This is a genomic window from Promicromonospora sp. NPDC059942 (genome assembly GCF_042731755.1).
Taxonomy (GTDB): Bacteria; Actinomycetota; Actinomycetes; order Actinomycetales; family Cellulomonadaceae; genus Promicromonospora.
Genome location: NZ_JBHWLR010000003.1, coordinates 157,719 through 173,850, shown reverse-complemented (window position 1 = coordinate 173,850; position 16,132 = coordinate 157,719). Strand labels below are relative to the sequence as shown.

Annotated in this window: 17 protein-coding genes; 4 read left to right on the top strand and 13 right to left on the bottom strand. The window is 70.4% G+C overall.

Features of this window, described 5'->3' with window-relative positions; translation table 11 throughout:
• Window positions 1–16 precede the first annotated feature (16 nt).
• From chrA to ACFV9Q_RS05840, 9 genes are all read right to left on the bottom strand, one after another.
• Window positions 17–1,405: a chromate efflux transporter gene (chrA, locus tag ACFV9Q_RS05880; RefSeq protein WP_377233591.1), complete on the bottom strand. Its 1,389-nt coding sequence runs from the start codon at window positions 1,403–1,405 to the stop codon at window positions 17–19.
• A 25-nt stretch (window positions 1,406–1,430) separates the two neighbouring features.
• Window positions 1,431–1,808, bottom strand: a complete 378-nt coding sequence (locus tag ACFV9Q_RS05875; RefSeq protein ID WP_377233590.1) for a DUF4259 domain-containing protein — start codon at window positions 1,806–1,808, stop codon at window positions 1,431–1,433.
• Between the two features lie 116 nt (window positions 1,809–1,924).
• Window positions 1,925–2,776, bottom strand: a complete 852-nt coding sequence (locus ACFV9Q_RS05870) for an amidohydrolase family protein (protein WP_377233589.1) — start codon at window positions 2,774–2,776, stop codon at window positions 1,925–1,927.
• Window positions 2,776–3,231: a VOC family protein gene (locus ACFV9Q_RS05865; RefSeq protein ID WP_377233588.1), complete on the bottom strand. Its 456-nt coding sequence runs from the start codon at window positions 3,229–3,231 to the stop codon at window positions 2,776–2,778. The genes ACFV9Q_RS05870 and ACFV9Q_RS05865 overlap by 1 nt, the downstream gene beginning before the upstream one ends.
• Window positions 3,228–4,301 (bottom strand): Gfo/Idh/MocA family protein, encoded by a 1,074-nt coding sequence (locus ACFV9Q_RS05860; protein ID WP_377233587.1) that lies wholly within the window; start codon window positions 4,299–4,301, stop codon window positions 3,228–3,230. The genes ACFV9Q_RS05865 and ACFV9Q_RS05860 overlap by 4 nt, the downstream gene beginning before the upstream one ends.
• Window positions 4,302–4,386: 85 nt before the next feature.
• Window positions 4,387–5,130 carry an SDR family oxidoreductase gene (locus tag ACFV9Q_RS05855; RefSeq protein ID WP_377233586.1) on the bottom strand — a complete coding sequence of 248 codons (744 nt, stop codon included), beginning with the start codon at window positions 5,128–5,130 and terminating at the stop codon, window positions 4,387–4,389.
• 47 nt (window positions 5,131–5,177) lie between these two features.
• The gene (locus ACFV9Q_RS05850; RefSeq protein WP_377233585.1) at window positions 5,178–5,966 is read right to left on the bottom strand and encodes a carbohydrate ABC transporter permease; all 789 of its coding nucleotides are present in this window, start codon (window positions 5,964–5,966) and stop codon (window positions 5,178–5,180) included.
• A gap of 2 nt (window positions 5,967–5,968) precedes the next feature.
• Window positions 5,969–6,916: a carbohydrate ABC transporter permease gene (locus ACFV9Q_RS05845; protein WP_377233584.1), complete on the bottom strand. Its 948-nt coding sequence runs from the start codon at window positions 6,914–6,916 to the stop codon at window positions 5,969–5,971.
• Window positions 6,917–7,037: 121 nt separating this feature from the next.
• Complete coding sequence (locus ACFV9Q_RS05840) at window positions 7,038–8,429, bottom strand: ABC transporter substrate-binding protein (protein ID WP_377233583.1); 1,392 nt, start codon at window positions 8,427–8,429, stop codon at window positions 7,038–7,040.
• 153 nt (window positions 8,430–8,582) lie between these two features.
• Between ACFV9Q_RS05840 and ACFV9Q_RS05835 the strand changes: the two genes are divergently transcribed.
• The 4 genes from ACFV9Q_RS05835 to ACFV9Q_RS05820 all read left to right on the top strand — a co-directional run bounded on the left by ACFV9Q_RS05835 (window position 8,583) and on the right by ACFV9Q_RS05820 (window position 13,428).
• On the top strand, window positions 8,583–9,638 hold the full coding sequence (locus ACFV9Q_RS05835) for a LacI family DNA-binding transcriptional regulator (RefSeq protein ID WP_377233582.1): 1,056 nt from the start codon (window positions 8,583–8,585) through the stop codon (window positions 9,636–9,638).
• A gap of 66 nt (window positions 9,639–9,704) precedes the next feature.
• Window positions 9,705–10,994, top strand: a complete 1,290-nt coding sequence (locus tag ACFV9Q_RS05830; RefSeq protein ID WP_377233581.1) for an endo-1,4-beta-xylanase — start codon at window positions 9,705–9,707, stop codon at window positions 10,992–10,994.
• A gap of 128 nt (window positions 10,995–11,122) precedes the next feature.
• Complete coding sequence (locus ACFV9Q_RS05825; protein ID WP_377233580.1) at window positions 11,123–12,922, top strand: discoidin domain-containing protein; 1,800 nt, start codon at window positions 11,123–11,125, stop codon at window positions 12,920–12,922.
• Between the two features lie 140 nt (window positions 12,923–13,062).
• Window positions 13,063–13,428 carry a nuclear transport factor 2 family protein gene (locus ACFV9Q_RS05820; RefSeq protein ID WP_377233579.1) on the top strand — a complete coding sequence of 122 codons (366 nt, stop codon included), beginning with the start codon at window positions 13,063–13,065 and terminating at the stop codon, window positions 13,426–13,428.
• A 112-nt stretch (window positions 13,429–13,540) separates the two neighbouring features.
• Here ACFV9Q_RS05820 and ACFV9Q_RS05815 read toward each other — a convergent pair whose 3' ends face one another.
• The 4 genes from ACFV9Q_RS05815 to ACFV9Q_RS05800 all read right to left on the bottom strand — a co-directional run bounded on the left by ACFV9Q_RS05815 (window position 13,541) and on the right by ACFV9Q_RS05800 (window position 16,131).
• Window positions 13,541–14,077: an AAA family ATPase gene (locus ACFV9Q_RS05815; protein ID WP_377233578.1), complete on the bottom strand. Its 537-nt coding sequence runs from the start codon at window positions 14,075–14,077 to the stop codon at window positions 13,541–13,543.
• Entirely contained in the window at window positions 14,074–14,574 is a 501-nt protein-coding gene (locus ACFV9Q_RS05810) for a hypothetical protein (protein WP_377233577.1), read from the bottom strand. Before ACFV9Q_RS05810 ends, ACFV9Q_RS05815 begins: the two co-directional genes overlap by 4 nt.
• Window positions 14,575–14,636: 62 nt before the next feature.
• Window positions 14,637–15,131, bottom strand: a complete 495-nt coding sequence (locus ACFV9Q_RS05805) for an HIT family protein (protein WP_377233576.1) — start codon at window positions 15,129–15,131, stop codon at window positions 14,637–14,639.
• A gap of 478 nt (window positions 15,132–15,609) precedes the next feature.
• Window positions 15,610–16,131 carry a hypothetical protein gene (locus ACFV9Q_RS05800; RefSeq protein ID WP_377233575.1) on the bottom strand — a complete coding sequence of 174 codons (522 nt, stop codon included), beginning with the start codon at window positions 16,129–16,131 and terminating at the stop codon, window positions 15,610–15,612.
• Between the last annotated feature and the right edge of the window lies 1 nt (window position 16,132).

Here is a 16,132-nt window from a genome sequence, read left to right as displayed (position 1 = left end):
TGGGCGGGCCGGGCGGTCAGACCAGCCCGGCGAGCCCGAGCGCCAGGCCGAGCACCGCGCACACGCCGAGGGTGCGCAGCACCGACCAGCGCACGACGAAGAGCAGCACCGCGGCCAGGACGGCGATGCCGAGCGCGACCGGTTCCAGGCTGGTGAGGTCCGGGACGTCGAGGCTCACCGGTCCGGCGGTCCACGTGGTGGAGTCGGCGAACAAGGTGTGCGTGGTGAAGTACAGCGCGAGGTTGGCGATGACGCCGACCACCGCCGCCGTGATCGCGGTGAGCGCGGCGGACAGGGTGCGGTTGCCGCGCAGCCGCTCGACGTAGGGCGCGCCGAGGAAGATGAACAGGAACGACGGCACGAACGTGACCCAGGTGGTCAGCAGCGCGCCGAGCAGGGCGGCGGCCCAGGGGTCGAGGTCGCCGGGGTTGCGGTAGGCGCCGAGGAACGCGACGAACTGCACGACCATGATCAGCGGCCCCGGCGTGGTCTCGGCCAGCGCCAGACCGCGCGTCATCTCCCCCGGCGTCACCCAGGCGTAGGTCTGCACGGCCTGCTGCGCGACATAAGCCAGCACGGCGTACGCGCCGCCGAACGTGACCAGGGCGCTGCCGGAGAAGAACAGTCCCTGCTGGGTGAACACGCTGTCGGCGCCCGTCAGCAGGGCGACCGCGGCGACCGGGAGCGACCACGCGAGCAGGCCGAGCAGCAGCACGCGCAGGGCCCGGCGGCCCGACGGCCGCTCGGCGTGCAGGGTGTCGTCCGGGATGAGGGGCGCTGGGCCGTCGTCCTGGACCCGGGCCGCCGACGTCGCGATCCAGGACGGGGCGTACCGGTGCACCAGCCAGCCGATGATCCCGGCGCCGAGGACGACCAGCGGGAACGGCACCTCGAACAGCGTCAGCGCCACGAACGCGGCCACCGCGAGGACCACGAGGGCGGGGCTGGTCAGGGCCCGGCGTCCGACCCGGAGCACGGCCTGGACCACGATCGCCAGCACGGCCGGTGCCAGCCCGGCGAACAGCCCGGCCACGACGGTCGTGTCGCCGAACGCGACGTACACCGCGGACAGGACCAGCAGGGCCAGCATGCCGGGCAGCACGAACAGGCCCCCGGCGACCAGGCCGCCGCGCCACCCGTTGAGCAGCCAGCCGGTGTAGACGGCGAGCTGCTGCGCCTCGGGTCCCGGCAGGAGCATGCAGTAGTTCAGGGCGTGCAGGAACCGGCCCTGCCCGATCCACCGCTTCTCGTCCACCAGCGTGCGCTGCATGACGGCGATCTGGCCGGCGGGGCCGCCGAACGTCTGCCAGGAGATCGCGAACCAGGCCCGCACGGCGGTGCGGAACGGGATCAGGTCACGCGGGGTGGCGGCGGGCGGGCCGGCGCCGTCGGGCTCGGTGCTCATGGTTCTCCTGGGTCGAGGGCGCCGGTCAGCCGGCGTCCTCGGCCTTTCTGAGCTCGACGAGGTCGTCGAACGTGCGGACCAGCACGGCGCGTCGCGCCTCCTTGAACGCCGCGGAGGGTTCGAGCCCGTCGATCGCGCCGTCCCAGACCTCCAGGAACGTGCTCTTCCACGTCTCCAGGGTCGCGACCTCCGGGAGCAGGACCCCGACGTAGTCCAGGCGGGCGAGCACGGCGAGAAGCTCAAGATTCGCCGGGACGGCCACGCCCCAGTACTCGTCGGGCTCCATCCGCACCCGGTCGCCGGCCATGGCCTCGGCGACCTCGGTGGCGAGCTGGTCGGTGAGGCGCGACAGGTGGTCGGCGGCCGCGTCGTCGTCGAAGTTGCCCGGGCCCCAGGTACCCATGGATCTCTCTCCCGTTCGTCGTCCCGCGCTTGCCGCGGGCCGAGTGACGGTCGGAGCCTACCGATTCGCCGGGGCTCCGGGTCCCGGCCCACGACCTGCGCCCTGGAGCACCCGCGCTAGATCCTGAACACCCGCTCGGCGGTGCCCGCCAGCACGGCGTCCCGCTCCGCGGGGGCGAGGTCCCTGACCGCGTGCCGGAATGCCTCGACCACGTCGGTGTAGCTGGAGTACATCCGCTCGACCGGCCAGTTCGACCCGAGGAAGACCCGGTCGGCGCCGAACGCCTCGATCGGCGCGAGCACCCACGGCCTGCGCGACGCCGGGGTCCACACCGGGTCGACCATGCCGAGCGAGGAGACCTTGCAGAGGGTGTTCGGCTCCGCCGCGAGCGCCCGCAGCATGGCCGTCCACGCCTCGAACGTGTCGACGCCGCGGTCCGGGGGCATGCCCGCCTGGTCGAGCACGAACACAGTCCCCGGACAGGAGCGCACGAGGTCCAGCGCCGCCGCCGTGCCCGTCAGGCCGACGGTGTGGAAGAACAGGCCGCCCACCCGGCCCAGCTCGGCGTACCCGCGCCGGAAGGCGGGGTCCGCGAACCGCGCGACGGGCCCCATCTCGCGAACGCCCCGGAAGACGCGGTGGGCGGCGTGCCGGGCGAGCTGCTCGACGACGTCGGGGGCGGCGAGGTCGCAGGTCACGACGGCGGCGTCGGGCCAGCCCGTCTCGTCGGACAGCCGCTGGAGCCAGGCGGTCTCCGCGACGGGGTCGGCGGCGGTGGACGCGGCGTTCATGTGCACCACCTTGGTGAGGCCCGCCAGGCGCCCCTCCGCCCGCAGCTCGGGTACCGAGAAGCGGGCCGTGCGGACGGCGACGAGGTCCCCGAAGGGGAAGTCGTCGCCGTCCAGCCACCCGTACCCGAGGTCGCGCTCGCGCCGGTCCCAGAGGTGCACGTGGGTGTCGACGAACATCAGGCGTGCGGCTTGATGTTCAGGTTGACGCCGAGCGCGGCCTCGGTGTCCATGACGGTCCAGGAGCCTCCGGGGTAGTAGGCCTCGACGCGCTTGGCGAAGCCCGCCGTCGCGAGACCGGCCACGACCGCGTCGCGGGCGTCGCCGACGGCGAAGCCGAGGTGGTGGACGCCCTCGCCGTGCTCGGTCAGGAACTCCCGGAATGTCGACGGGTTGGCGTCGGGCTCGTTGAGCTCGATGACGACCTGGCTGCCGGGGACCGTGATCACGGCGAGCCGCAGCCGGTAGTCGGCCGGCTGCCCCCGGTAGGTCTCGTCGTTGTTGGGGCGGCCCATCGTGACGACCTCGGGCCGCTCGATGTCGAACAGGGCGCACCACCGGTCGAGGGACGCCTCGATGTCCTCGACGACGAGCGCAACCTGGATCAGCCCGCCCGCGGGCACCGGGGCGCTCATGCCCACGGCTCGCCCTCGACGACGACGTCCTGGCGCGTGCGTGCCGACTCCTCGATCGCGAGACCGAGGGCGTGGTCCTGGCAGGCGGCGGCGAGCGAGTAGGGGCCTTCCGCCTCGCCGCGCGCCCACGCCCCGACGGCGACCAGGTGGTCGGCGACGGCCAGGTCGTCCTCCGAGAGACGGGTGCCGACCCAGGCGTTGCGCCACACCACCGTGCCGTTGAACGAGGCGTGGACCACCTCGTTGCCCTCCAGGTTCATGTCGACGCCGGTCCGGCGGTACTCGATCCGCGACGTGACGGGGTCGTGGCCGTCCCACGAGGTCACGGTGTCGTCGACCAGCTCGCCGAGGGTGCCGCGCACCACGACGCGGCGGGCCAGCAGCGGGTTCCACCACTGCATGTTCATGAAGTCGTACACGCCCACGCGCCCGTCGCCGAAGTCGAGGGTCGCATAGGTGGAGGTCTGCACCTCGGGCTGCGGGTCGGTGTTCCAGCCGTCGAACCCGAGCGGCAGGGCCATCCGGGTCTCGAAGGAGCGCCCGGACACGACCGCCCGGTCCGTCCCCACCGCGAGGAACGCACGGATCAGGGAGGTCGCGTGGTACAGGTGCGTCGAGGCGACCTCGACCGCCTGCGGCGTACCGATGGCGCCGCCGGCGATCACCGCCAGCCGGGCGGCGTGGCCGGGCATCAGCACGTACTGCTCGGCCACCTGGACGAGGGACTCGTCCTTGATCGTCGTCCACAGGTCGCGCAGGCCGGCCAGGTCGGGGGCGGGCGGGGTCTCGGCCAGCACCCGGACGCCGCGGGCGCTCAGCTCCTTGAGGATGCCGGGCATGGCGGGCCACGAGACGTCGGCGACCACGAACTCCGGCTCATGGGCGAGGAGGTCGTCGATCGTGGTGACGCCGGGCACGCCGTGGCGGGCGGCGATCGCGTCGGCCTTCGCCTGGTCGCGCGCCATGACGGCGACCGCCTCGAGCCGGGTGGGGTCGGCGGCGGCCACGCGCAGGTGGAACTGCGCGCGCCACCCGCTGCCGATGACGGCGAAACGTACGGGGTTGCTCATTCGTGGTGTCCTCTCGGTGAAACGTCTGGTGTGTCGATCGGCCCGGGGCCGGGTCCGGGTCTGGGTCTGGGTCTGGGGTCCCGGGTCAGACCTGGCTCATGCCGCCGTCGACGGTCAGCTCCGTGCCTGCGACGAAGCTCGACTCGTCGCTCGCGAGGAAGCACACGGCGGCCGCGACCTCCTCCGGACGGCCGACCCGGCGCAACGGGATCTGCGCGACGACCGCCGCCTCGACGGCGTACGACCCGCCGGTGAACGCGTCGAAGGCGGCGGTCCGGGTCGGACCCGGGCTCACGGCGTTCGCCCGGATCCCGCGGTGGCCGAGCTCGGCCGTCAGGGTGCGGGCCAGGGACCGCACGGCGGCCTTGCTCGCGTTGTAGACGGCGTGGCCGGGGCCGCCGTTGGTGCCGGCGATCGACGACGTCAGCACGATCGACGCGCCGTCGGCGAGGTGCCCGGCCAGCGCCCGCACCGTGAAGAGCGCGCCCCGGAAGGTCAGCCCCACGACGGCGTCGAACTGCTCCGCCGTCAGCTCGCTCACCGGGGTGGGCTCGACGTCGCGGCCCGCGTTGACGTGCAGCACGTCGACCTTCCGGCCGAGCCGGCCGACGGCGTCCGCCAGCCGCTCCAGGTCGGCGACGCTGGACGCGTCGCCCACGACGCCGACTGCGCGCGGCCCGAGCCGGGCGACCGCCGCGTCGACCGAGGCCGCGGACGGCGACGTCACCACGACTGTCGCACCCTCCGCGACGAAGCGGGTCGCGACGGCCAGGCCGATGCCGGCCGTCCCCGCGGTGACGACGGCGAGCCGTCCTTCGAGCAGCCCCATGGGGCCTCCCTCCGTGTCTGCACGAGCGCGGTGCACTTGAGCCCGGTTCACTTGAGCGCGCCCGCCGCGAGGCCGCGCTCGAAGTACTTCTGGAGCGCGAGGTAGGCGACGAGCATGGGGACGGCGGCGATGACCGCCGCGGCGAGCACCCCGGTCTGGTCGTTCGTGTACTGGCTGACGAAGTACGACGGGAGCAGGGTCAGGACCTGCCGGCCGGGGTCGTTGAGCATGAGCATCGGCAGCAGGTACGCGTTCCACGCGGAGATGAGCGTGAGGACGACGATCGCGGCGGCGATCGGGCGGGTCAGCGGCAGGACGACCTGCCAGAAGACCTGCCAGATGTTGGCGCCGTCGACGCGGGCGGCCTCCATGATCTCGGAGGGGATGCCGTCGTAGAAGTTGCGGGCCAGCAGCACCGTGAACGGGATCTGCAGCGCGGCGACCGGCAGGATCACCGCGACGAGCTGGTTGTACATGTCGAAGGCCGACGCGGTGACGAACAGGGGCGTCAGCAGCACCGCCTCCGGCATGGTCAGCGCCAGGAGCAGGGCCCAGAACCAGACCTCCTTGCCCGCGATGCGCAGCTTGGAGAAGCCGAACGCGGCGAGCATGGTGCAGGCGTAGACGATGAGGATCGCGAAGACCGAGATCAGCACGGAGTTGAGCAGGTAGGTGGGCAGGACGCCCGTCTCCCAGACCTTGACGTAGTTGCCGAGGCCCCGGCCGCCGAGCGACCCCTGGATCATCGCCACCAGCGGCGCCAGGAAGGGCAGCGCCAGCAGGGTCACGACGACCTGGATGACGACCCTCGAGGTGCGCGAACGTGTCACGAGCATGGTCAGGCCCTTCCCTCACGGCGGTTGCGCAGCGACATGAGGACGCCGCAGGCGAGTGCGAGGACCAGGAGGGCGACCGAGATCGCGGCGGCGTAGCCGAACCGCTTCTCCGACAGCATCGTGTGGTAGATGTACGTGCCCAGGAACTCGGTCGCGTAGTTGGGGCCGCCCTTGGTGATGAGGTACGGCCAGTCGAACGTCTTCAGGGCCCCGATGAGGCCGAGGGTCGCCAGCGCGACCGTGGTGCCCCGGCACATCGGCCACACGATCGACCACAGCGTCCGCAGGTTGCCGGCGCCGTCCACCCGGGCCGCCTCGAGCACCTCGGTGTCGATCTGGCTCATGGCGGCGTAGAAGAGGATGAACGTGAGCCCGGTCCACTGCCAGATCGTGGCGAGCATGACCACCGCCATCGCCGTGGTGCCGCCGGCCAGCCAGGTCTGCGCGAGGCCGTCGAGCCCGACGGCCCTCAGCAACGTGTTGAGCTGACCGTCCGCGTCGAAGATCTGGCGGAAGACGGGCGCCATCGTGGCGGGGGCGAGCACGGTCGGCACGAAGATCACGACCTTGTACACGCCGCGCAGGTAGACCTGGGAGTGCATGAGCGCCGCGAACGTGAAGCCGACCGCCGTCTGCACGGTGAACGTGACCAGGTAGAAGACGGCCGTGTGCTCCAGCGCCTTCCAGAAGACGGGGTCGCCGAACATCTCGGAGAAGTTCGCGAGCCCCAGGAACGTGGGCTCCGTGAGGATGAAGCCGTTCCAGTCGAGGGTCGAGACGTAGCCGGTGTAGCCGATCGAGAAGTAGATCAGCCCGACCACCACGACGACCGCGGGCAGGATCCACGGCAGGCCGTTGGCCGTCGGCTTCAGCCCGTGGCGGCGGGGTCGCGCGACGGGCGCGCCCCCGGTGGGTTTCGCGGCGTCAGGCAGCGTTGCGCTGAGGCTCATAACTGTCCTTCGGGTGGGTTGATGGTCGGGCTGCTCGTGCCGGGAGGCTCGTGCCTGGCGGCTCGTACCGGGAGGAAGGGGTGGGCCGTCCGCAAGGGGTCGGCCGGCCCACCCCGGTCGTTCACTCCGCGTCGACGACGCCCTGGAGGGTCTGGAGCGCGTCCGGGATCGACACGTCCCCGCTCGCGACGCCGACCAGCGCGTCGCGGAAGGCCGTGTTGAGCTCGGAGCTGACGGAGGCGAAGCGCGGCTGCGTGGCCGCCGCGGCCTGCTCGCTGTAAGCGGACAGCACGTCCGCCTGCGCGGCCGGGTCCACGAGGTCGATCTGGTCCCAGTCGGGGGTGACGCCCTGCAGGGCGGGGATGTTGTTCAGCGTGTTCGCCACGGACTGCTGGCCGGCCTGCGACGTCGAAAGCCAGGTGACGAACGTGGTGGCCGCCGCCTGGTTGTCCGAGCGGCCGGAGACGGCGAGGCCGTAGTCCGCGTCACCGAACATGTTGCCCACCTGGCCGGTACCGGCGAGGTCGGGGAAGTCCACGGGGACGAGGGTGATCGGCTCCGGGTCCGACACGCCGGCGGCCTCCATGGCCGTGACCATCGAGTCCTTCACCGCGTACTGGGTGTACCAGGAACCCATCATGATCATGGCGTACTTGCCCTGCATGAACTCGTTGTTCGCGTCGGGGTACTGCTGCAGGCCGACGGCGCCGTCCTGCATGATCCCCTCGTCGAACAGCGACTTCCAGGTCTCCATCGCCTGCGTGAACTTCTGGCCGGAGTCGCCCTCGGTGTACGGCGCCTCCCCGAGCGAGGCCTTCTGGTACAGCCCGGGCTCGATGTTCTCGACGATGGCCTCGAAGGTGTCCATGTCGAACGCCCACTGCCCGGCACCCTGGACGAAGCAGCCCTCGCCGGCCGCCTCGAGGGTGTCGCACACCTGCTTCCAGGAGGCGAGGTCGGTCGGGGGTTCGAGGCCGTACTCGTCGAAGATCCCCTGGTTGATCCACAGGTTTCCCGAGTAGACGGCGCCGGCGGACAGCCCGACCAGCTTGTCGTCCACGGTCAGGCCGCTGACGCCGAGCTCGGAGACCTTGGTCGCCCAGTCGGGGCCGAGCGCCTTCTCGACCGCCGGGGTGAGGTCGATCGCCCCCGGCCCGAACGTGTCGACGCCGCCGTTCGCCGAGCCCGGCGCGACGTTGAACACGTCCGGCCCGTCCGACGACGTGATCGCCGGCGACAGCACGGAGTCGTAGCTGTCGATCGGCTTCGAGACGAACTCGACCTCGATGTCGGGGTACTCCTCGTTGAAGGCCGCGATCAGCTTCTCCGCGTTGTTCGCGTCGGGCGTCCAGCCCCACCAGGTGATGCTGCCCTTGGTCGCGTCACCGCTCACGGCTCCGCCCTGGCCGCCCATCGCGCTCGGGGTGCACGCCGCCAGGAGGAGGCTCGCCGTGGCCACCGCCGCGACAGCACCGACACGACGGCCGGACAACGTCTTCTTCGACGTCTGCATCTCTGCATCCTTTCCTCGTCCTCGCGACCGCTGCGGTCTCAGCGAGGCGCGAAAGTTTCTTTAAGACTTTCGCTTGGCGGTACGATAGAGTCCGCGTCACGACGGCGTCAACACCCGTCGTGCACGCTGTTCGACACCGAGGAAGGGCGCGAGATGACAGGGACGGCCACGAGGCCCGAGGCCGGCGCGGGGAAGAGGGAGCGGCGCGGCGGCGTCACGATCGCCGAGGTCGCCCAGGCCGCCGGGGTCTCGGCCCCCACGGTCTCGAAGGTCCTCAACGGCCGCCCGGGAGTCTCCGCGGCCACGCGCCGCCAGGTGGAGGAGGTGCTCGCCGAGCGCGGCTACGAGCAGCGCCGCCCGCACCCGGGCGCCGGGAGCGGTCTCGTCGACTTCGTGATCGAGACCCTCGACACCCAGTGGGCCACGACGCTGCTGCGCGGCGCCCAGACGGAGGCCGCCCGGCTCGGCCTCGACCTGGTGCTCACCACCTCCAGCGGCGACTCGTTCGGCACGGCGGCCTGGGTCGACCACCTCGCCGAGCGCGGCTCGGAGGGCGTCGTCCTGGTGGCGGCGCACGTGCAGGAGTCGGTCGAGTCCGAGCTGTCCCGCTTGCGCGTGCCCGTGGTGCTCGTGGACCCGATAGGCGCCGCTCCCCCGTCGCTCCCGACGGTCGCCGCCACGAACTGGGCCGGCGGGCGCGACGCGACGGAGCACCTCATCGCCCTGGGCCACACCCGGATCGCCGTGATCACCGGCCCGATGGACGAGGAGGCGCACCGCGACCGTCTCGACGGGTACCGCAGCGCGCTGCAGCGGCACGGCCTGCCCGTCGACGAGGCGCTGGTCCGCAACGGCGACTCGCTGGTCGGCGGCGGCCGCGAGCACGGCCGTGAGCTGCTGTCGCTGCCGGACCGCCCGACCGCCGTCGTCTCCGGCTCGGACGAGCAGGCCTACGGTGTCTACCTCGCCGCCGAGGAGCTCGGGCTCTCGGTGCCGGCGGACGTGTCCGTCGTCGGGTTCGACGACGTCGAGCTGTGCCAGTGGGTCACGCCGCACCTGACCACCGTGCGCCAGCCCCTGCTCGAGATGGGCCGCGAGGCGGCGCGCATCGTCATCGAGATGTCCCGCAACGAGCTGCGCCCCGCCCTGCGCACCGAGCTGGCGACGTCGCTCGTCGAGCGTCGCTCGACGGCCGCCCCGCGGCAGTGACGCCACGGCGGTGACGCCGCGCGAACGCCCGCCCACAACACTGAACTCCCGTTAAGGAAACTTTCCATGAACCATCACGTCGCGATCACGGCCGATCCCCGCTACTCCCACCGGCACACCCGGGCCACCGTCACGGTCACCGACGGTGCGGGCCGGCCCCTGGCAGGGCAGGAGGTCCGCATCGAGCAGACGGGGCACGCGTTCCTCTTCGGCAACATCGGCTTCGACTTCGTCGGCCTGGCCAACGACCTCGGCACGACGCCGCCCTCCTCGCCGTTCGGCGGGGCGTCGGTCGAGGCCGCGCGCGCGGTCGCACCGCTCTGGTTCGACCTGTTCAACCAGGTGACGCTGCCGTTCTACTGGCGCGGGTTCGAGCCGGTGCGCGGCGCGCCCGAGACCGAGCGGCTGCGCCGCACCGCGGAGTGGTTCGCCGAGCGCGGCGTGGCCGTCAAGGGCCATCCCCTGCTGTGGCACACGCTGGCGCCCAGCTGGCTCCTCGATCTCTCCGACGACGAGGTCGAGCACGAGATCCGGCTCCGGATCACCCGCGAGGTGTCCACGCTCGGCGACGTCGTGCCCACGTGGGACGCCATCAACGAGGTGGTGATCATGCCGGTGTTCGACCGGGAGGACAACGCGGTCACGCGCCTGGCGCAGCGGCTCGGGCGGGTCGGCATGGTCCGGCTCGCGGTCGACACCGCCCGCGAGGCCGCCCGGGACGCGGACCGGCCGGTCTCGCTCGTGCTCAACGACTTCAATCTCTCGGCCGACTACGAGCGGCTCGTCGAGGAGGTGCTCGCGGCCGGGATCCAGATCGACGCGATCGGGCTGCAGTCGCACATGCACCAGGGCTACCGCGGCGAGGAGTACTTCGCCGACGTGCTCGACCGGTTCAGCCGCTTCGGGCTGCCGCTGCACCTCACCGAGAACACGCTGCTGTCCGGCGACCTCATGCCGGCCGAGATCACCGACCTCAACGACTACGTCGTCGACCGCTGGCCGTCGACTCCCGAGGGCGAGGCCCGGCAGGCCGACGAGATCGTGCGCCACTACAGCCAGCTCGTCGCGCACCCCGCCGTCCAGGCCGTCAACTACTGGGGGCTCACCGACGAGGGCGCCTGGCTGGGCGCGCCGTGCGGGCTCGTCCGCGCCGACCACACGCCCAAGCCCGCGTACGAGGCGTTGAAGGGCCTGATCAAGGGCGCGTGGTGGCTGCCGCCGACGACGGCGCGCACCGACGAGCGCGGCCGGATCGAGGTCGACGCCTTCGCGGGGGACTTCCGGCTCACCGCGGGCGGCAGCGCGGCGGACCTCACGCTGGCCGCCGGCGACCAGGAGCTGTCGATCGCCCTCTGACCAGCGCGCCCGGACTCGCTCCGCCCTTGACACCACATCGGCCGACCACCATTCTACTTTTGCACGTATAGCGGCAGAAGTCGCATGGTCGTCGCTATCAACCGACAAAGTCGTCAATCGGAGCATCCATGCAGATCTCGCTAGATTCGCGTCGTGCGCGCCGCCTCACCACGGCCCTGACGGGCGGTGCGCTCCTCGCGGGCGCACTCGCCGGGGCCCCGGCCGTCGCCGCTCCTTCCACCCTCGCGGCCCCTACGCCGACCACCACGGCAGCCCAGGAGTGTGGAGAGGGCGACGGGCTGCCCGACTCCAAGATCTCCATCCAGCTGTACACCCATGTCGGTGAGCTCGGGTCCGGCACCCCGACCCCGGAGACGATCGACCGCGTGCTCGGCGAGGTGGCGAACGCGGGCTTCACCAACGTCGAGCCGTTCAACCAGCCCTACTCGATGCCGGTCGACGAGTACAAGGCGATCCTCGACAGGTACGGCCTCCAGGTGTCCTCGAGCCACGGCAGCACGGACCGGAACACGTGGCCCGCCACGGTCGACTACGCCGTCGCCCTGGGCCAGGACTACATCGGGACCGGCGGGATGGCCGGCAGCTACGGCACCTACGAGGAAGCGGTCGCGACCGCGGCGTACGTCAACGAGCTCGGCCAGTACGCGCACGAGCACGGCGCGGGCAAGATCGTGCTGCACAACCACCAGAGCGAGTTCACCACGCGCTACCCGGACCCGGAGACGGGTGAGACGGTCAGCGCCTGGCAGGTCATCGAGGAGAACACCGACCCGCGCTACGTCACGTTCGAGCTCGACGTCGGCTGGGCCGCGGACGCCGGCCTCGACGTCCCGGCGTGGATCGAGGAGTACGGGGACCGGATCGAGCTCCTGCACGTCAAGGACGCCGTGAACGTCAACGCGGAGGGCGACATGAGGCAGGTCGCCCTGGGCAGCGGTGACATCGACCTGCCCGCGATCATCGCCGCGTCCGAGCCGTACGTGCAGTACTACACCTACGAGTGGGACAACGCGCCGTCGTTCGAGACCTCCGCGGAGTCCTACCGGTACCTGCGCTGCTACCTGGCCGACGGCGGAGGCGACGTCTGCGAACCCGACGACGGTCCGTCGCTGGCGCTGGGTCGACCGGTCACGACGTCGAGCATCGACGACGCCACGCGCACCGGCGACAAGGCGGTGGACGGCAATGCCGGCACCCGGTGGGGCAGCCAGTGGAGCGAGCCGGAGTGGATCGCGGTGGACCTCGGGGCCGAGTACGACCTCAGTCGCGTCGTGATCGACTGGGAGACGGCGTACGCGTCGGGCTACGAGATCCAGACCTCGCCGGACGGCGAGACCTGGACCACGGTGCACACCGTCACCGACGGTGACGGCTTCTTCGACGAGATCGACCTCTCGGGCACCGCCCGGCACGTGCGCCTCTACGCGACCGAGCGCGCGACGCAGTGGGGCTTCTCCCTCTACGAGCTCGAGGTCTACGGCACGCCGACCGGCGCGGAGCCGACGCCGGAGCCCGTGACCCGCGGCGTCGGATACTGGACGTCGGAGTACCGGCAGGTCAGGAACCCGGACCACACGGCCGACGAGCTGCTCTGCTTCCTGTCGAGCACTCGCGCGCAGAGCGACGTGTTCGACGAGGCCGTGGACCTGGGCACGCTGGACGACGCCGTGCAGGTGCTGTGGGCGCGCCACCACGACGAGCGGGTCGACGCGTTCGACCGGCAGCTGCTGGGTGTGTGGCTCAACGTCGCGGAAGGCTCGGTCGCCCTGTCAGACCGGGTTCGCGGGGGCGGCACGGTCGGCGATCTGCTGGTTGCCGCAGAGACCGCGCGGCTTGACGAGGACTCGACGTGGCGGGAGCTGAGGGGGTACAAGGAGGCGCTGGAGCGGGTGAACGCGGGGCACTGATCGGTTCTCGTCGGGGGTCGGGGCGCGCTCTTCGAGGCGCGGCCCGGCCCCCGGCGGCGCCCCGTGGGACGGGGCTGTCGTGATTTCGCTTGCGGGAGATATGCCCGCAATCGTCCGACCCCGGTGCCTAGACTCGGGCGATGAGTCTTCTTGCCGCAGAGCACGCGCTCCAAGCCGCCCAGCGGGCCGGCGACGTCAACGCGTTGGACGCACTGCTGCATCCTGGTTGTGTCGGCGCCGGCCCGGACGGGTCGGTGTTCTCCAAGGAGGACGACCTGGAGAGCTACCGCTCGGGTTCACTGCAGGTCACCCGCCTGGAGGAGGAATCGCTGGACGTCCAGGAGGACGCCGCGAGCGGGGTGACCAGGCTGGTCGCCGCTGTGGATGCGATCCAGGGCGGCGTCGCCGTTTCCGCGCGGTTGATCTACACGCGACTCTGGGTGCGTTCGGACGAGGGGTGGCGGGTGCTGGCGGCCACGCTTGCGCCGGCTGCGGAGGCTGCCTGACCGGACCCGTTCCACCCAACGGCGCTCGCCCGCATTGGTGCCATCGGGGCAGGCTGGGGTGAGGCGTGGATTCACTGCGTCGCCCCGCGACCACTCGTCGCGCGAAATGCCTTCATGGCAGAAGGCGGTTGAGCACCTGGCGTGCCAACCCTGCAGGCTCCTGGTCCTCGACATACAGGCGCAGGCCGCTCGGCAGGTGCGCCACATGATGCGAGTAGGCCTCGTGCTCAGCGCGGAGGAACCCTGGATCCTTGCTCACCCCGCGTCCGGAATCTGCCCTCGCCCGGGCGAGAGAGGCGTCGAAGTCCGCCGTCAGCACGACGTGGAGAACATCGGTGCCCTCGGGCACCTGGTCAAGGACCTGTTGCACTTCGGTCGGGTTCGAGGTGCCTTCGTCGACCACGATGTCGATGTCAGTCGCCAGCCAGGCGCCGACCAGCTCTGCATGGATCCCATGAGCCCAGTCCCAGTCCGGAAGAGTCGGCAGTGCCATCTCCGCGACGGTGTCGAGGTCGGTGAGCGCCACCGAGAAGCCCTCCAGCCGTAACAGCCGAACCAGTTCGACGGCCAGTGTGCTCTTACCGGACGCGATCGGGCCGCTGATCATGACCAGCCGCGAACGCGCACGGCGCTGGATCTTGTCGATCATGTCCTCACCGTGTTCTCGAGCGGCCGCGCCAACAGCACTACCCGATCGCTCTCGACGTCGAACCCGAGTAGGGGGTGGCGCCCGTCGCCGCCTTCGGAGCTCATCAGCACTGGTTTCGCCACCTGCCGCCCGATCGCGGAGAGGAACTCGCAGAACAGGTCGAGACGGTCCTGGCCCTGGAGCTCCCGCAGGTCGACGTCAAAGTCGATCTCGTCCGCCGAGTGGAAGCGGAAGATTGCCAATGCGTCGGCGGCGAACCAGACCTGCAGGTCTGGGATCGCGTCATCCGACGCACGCGACAGAACGGCTTCCGCCCGGGGCACCGGAACTACCGCTTGCCCGTCGGAATACTGGTGCTTCCAACCGCGCTCGTCGATGAGGTCGAGGACAGCCTGCCAGTCCTCGACCGACGCCCCGGGTACGAGCAAGTCCGGCAACGCACCCACCAGATCGGGGTCGAAGAACTCTTTGACTTCATCCCATAGCAGGTCAGGCACGTGCAGATCTTGCCTCTGCGCCGCGGTTCCTCGCCAGCCAATTCGCGCGATAGAAGCTGGTACTAGCCATCGGTGCGGAACGTCACCGAGTCCCGTAGCCGGACCACCTCTGCGGTGAGGTCAGCCCGAAGCTCATCATGGTCCGTGCCGAGAGCCGTCTCCGGATCACGCCAGCGCTCTGCCGGGTACAGCCAGACCGGCTTGCCGACGAGGTCAGCGGGCTCCCATTCGTAGCGCGGCCAGACGTGAGCGTGAAGGAACGCATCAGTATTACCGAGGATCTCGACGTTGATGCGGTGATACCCACTGTCACGCGCCGAGCACACGTTTTCTACCGCGGTTGCGACCAGATCAACATCGGCGAGGTACCGCACGCGCTCCGGGCGGGGCAGATCGGAGAGTCGATCGATTCCGGGGTACTTGCTGAGCGCCAATGCGTACCCCGGCAAGAACTGAACGTCTCCGATCACCGCGAACGAGGAATCGAGCTCAGCGAGGACCGTAGGGTTCCGCCCGTCGATCGCGGCACGAACCCGATCCGCGCGCCACTCCGTCACGTCGCCTCCATCGCCAGTGGTGCCCCGCTCGTCGCCGATCAGACGTTGAAGCGTGTCATGTGGCCCTGACCTCGTGGTTCGCCGGTTGGCTTGGTGCCTTGGGGGAACTGTGGGGGAATCGGGCCGGTGTGCCGCTGCCGCGAGGGCATTAGCTGGAACTGCGACGGGCTGTCGTGATTCTCGACGAACAGGCCTCACGCCTGCTCCACGCTGAGGCTACCCGTTCGCATCGATCCCCACTCGGCACCTCACTGGCTATCACCGGTTAGTCGTCCGAAGCGACGACCAGGTGCATGGACTCACGCTCGTGGTCAATCACGACGAACTCTTGGAAGTTCGTCGCGCTCACACCGCTGAAGGACAACAGGTCCCGCCTTCTCGGTCGCGGCGGCGGGCCCAGCCAGGGCATCCCACTCTCCCATGATCGCCGCATGGAACTCACAGAGAAGCCGACAGTTAGCACTGAATCACTGACGACCTATAGCCGATATCCGTCGCCCTTAGGCGGGTCGAAAGCACTGCCGGTCCGCATGCGGCTCCGCTCGTCATCGACTGGGAGCTCGTTCAGAAACTCCGCGAGTTCCTTGCGGAATCGGCGGTAGACCGTCAGCACGTCGTCACGCATCTGCTCGTAGGTTTGCAGCGTTATGGGCTCGTCGGTGGGCTCAGTGCGCGGCAGGCCGAAGTGTGCCACCTGCTGACTAGCCAAATCCCACCAGTATCTTAGCCGCACGCCGAGTTCGCCGGGTTCACATTCCCAGGTTGGCAAGATGTCTGCGATCCAGATGTCCTTGTCCTTGTTGCCCCGCTTCTGCAGGAACTCGGCCAGAGAGCGCACGTTAATGAAGAACGACTCGAGGCACGCGTTGTACAGCACACCGTCCAGGTCTGGGTTAGCCAGATGAGGTACGAGGTTTCGCACCGTCCTCGCGGCGTAATCGACTTGACCAAGCTGTCTCTGCTGCACCGTCCACGGTGACCTGCGCTGAGCGTCGCCCATG

Excerpts from the sequence above, each read along its gene's own strand:
- chrA (WP_377233591.1), bottom strand. The coding sequence starts at position 1,405 with ATGAGCACCGAGCCCGACGGCGCCGGCCCGCCCGCCGCCACCCCGCGT.
- ACFV9Q_RS05830 (WP_377233581.1), top strand. The coding sequence starts at position 9,705 with ATGAACCATCACGTCGCGATCACGGCCGATCCCCGCTACTCCCACCGG.
- ACFV9Q_RS05860 (WP_377233587.1), bottom strand. The coding sequence starts at position 4,301 with ATGAGCAACCCCGTACGTTTCGCCGTCATCGGCAGCGGGTGGCGCGCG.
- ACFV9Q_RS05815 (WP_377233578.1), bottom strand. The coding sequence starts at position 14,077 with ATGATCGACAAGATCCAGCGCCGTGCGCGTTCGCGGCTGGTCATGATC.
- ACFV9Q_RS05870 (WP_377233589.1), bottom strand. The coding sequence starts at position 2,776 with ATGTTCGTCGACACCCACGTGCACCTCTGGGACCGGCGCGAGCGCGAC.
- ACFV9Q_RS05850 (WP_377233585.1), bottom strand. The coding sequence starts at position 5,966 with ATGCTCGTGACACGTTCGCGCACCTCGAGGGTCGTCATCCAGGTCGTC.
- ACFV9Q_RS05835 (WP_377233582.1), top strand. The coding sequence starts at position 8,583 with ATGACAGGGACGGCCACGAGGCCCGAGGCCGGCGCGGGGAAGAGGGAG.
- ACFV9Q_RS05875 (WP_377233590.1), bottom strand. The coding sequence starts at position 1,808 with ATGGGTACCTGGGGCCCGGGCAACTTCGACGACGACGCGGCCGCCGAC.
- ACFV9Q_RS05800 (WP_377233575.1), bottom strand. The coding sequence starts at position 16,131 with ATGGGCGACGCTCAGCGCAGGTCACCGTGGACGGTGCAGCAGAGACAG.
- ACFV9Q_RS05865 (WP_377233588.1), bottom strand. The coding sequence starts at position 3,231 with ATGAGCGCCCCGGTGCCCGCGGGCGGGCTGATCCAGGTTGCGCTCGTC.
- ACFV9Q_RS05845 (WP_377233584.1), bottom strand. The coding sequence starts at position 6,916 with ATGAGCCTCAGCGCAACGCTGCCTGACGCCGCGAAACCCACCGGGGGC.
- ACFV9Q_RS05820 (WP_377233579.1), top strand. The coding sequence starts at position 13,063 with ATGAGTCTTCTTGCCGCAGAGCACGCGCTCCAAGCCGCCCAGCGGGCC.
- ACFV9Q_RS05840 (WP_377233583.1), bottom strand. The coding sequence starts at position 8,429 with ATGCAGACGTCGAAGAAGACGTTGTCCGGCCGTCGTGTCGGTGCTGTC.
- ACFV9Q_RS05855 (WP_377233586.1), bottom strand. The coding sequence starts at position 5,130 with ATGGGGCTGCTCGAAGGACGGCTCGCCGTCGTCACCGCGGGGACGGCC.
- ACFV9Q_RS05825 (WP_377233580.1), top strand. The coding sequence starts at position 11,123 with ATGCAGATCTCGCTAGATTCGCGTCGTGCGCGCCGCCTCACCACGGCC.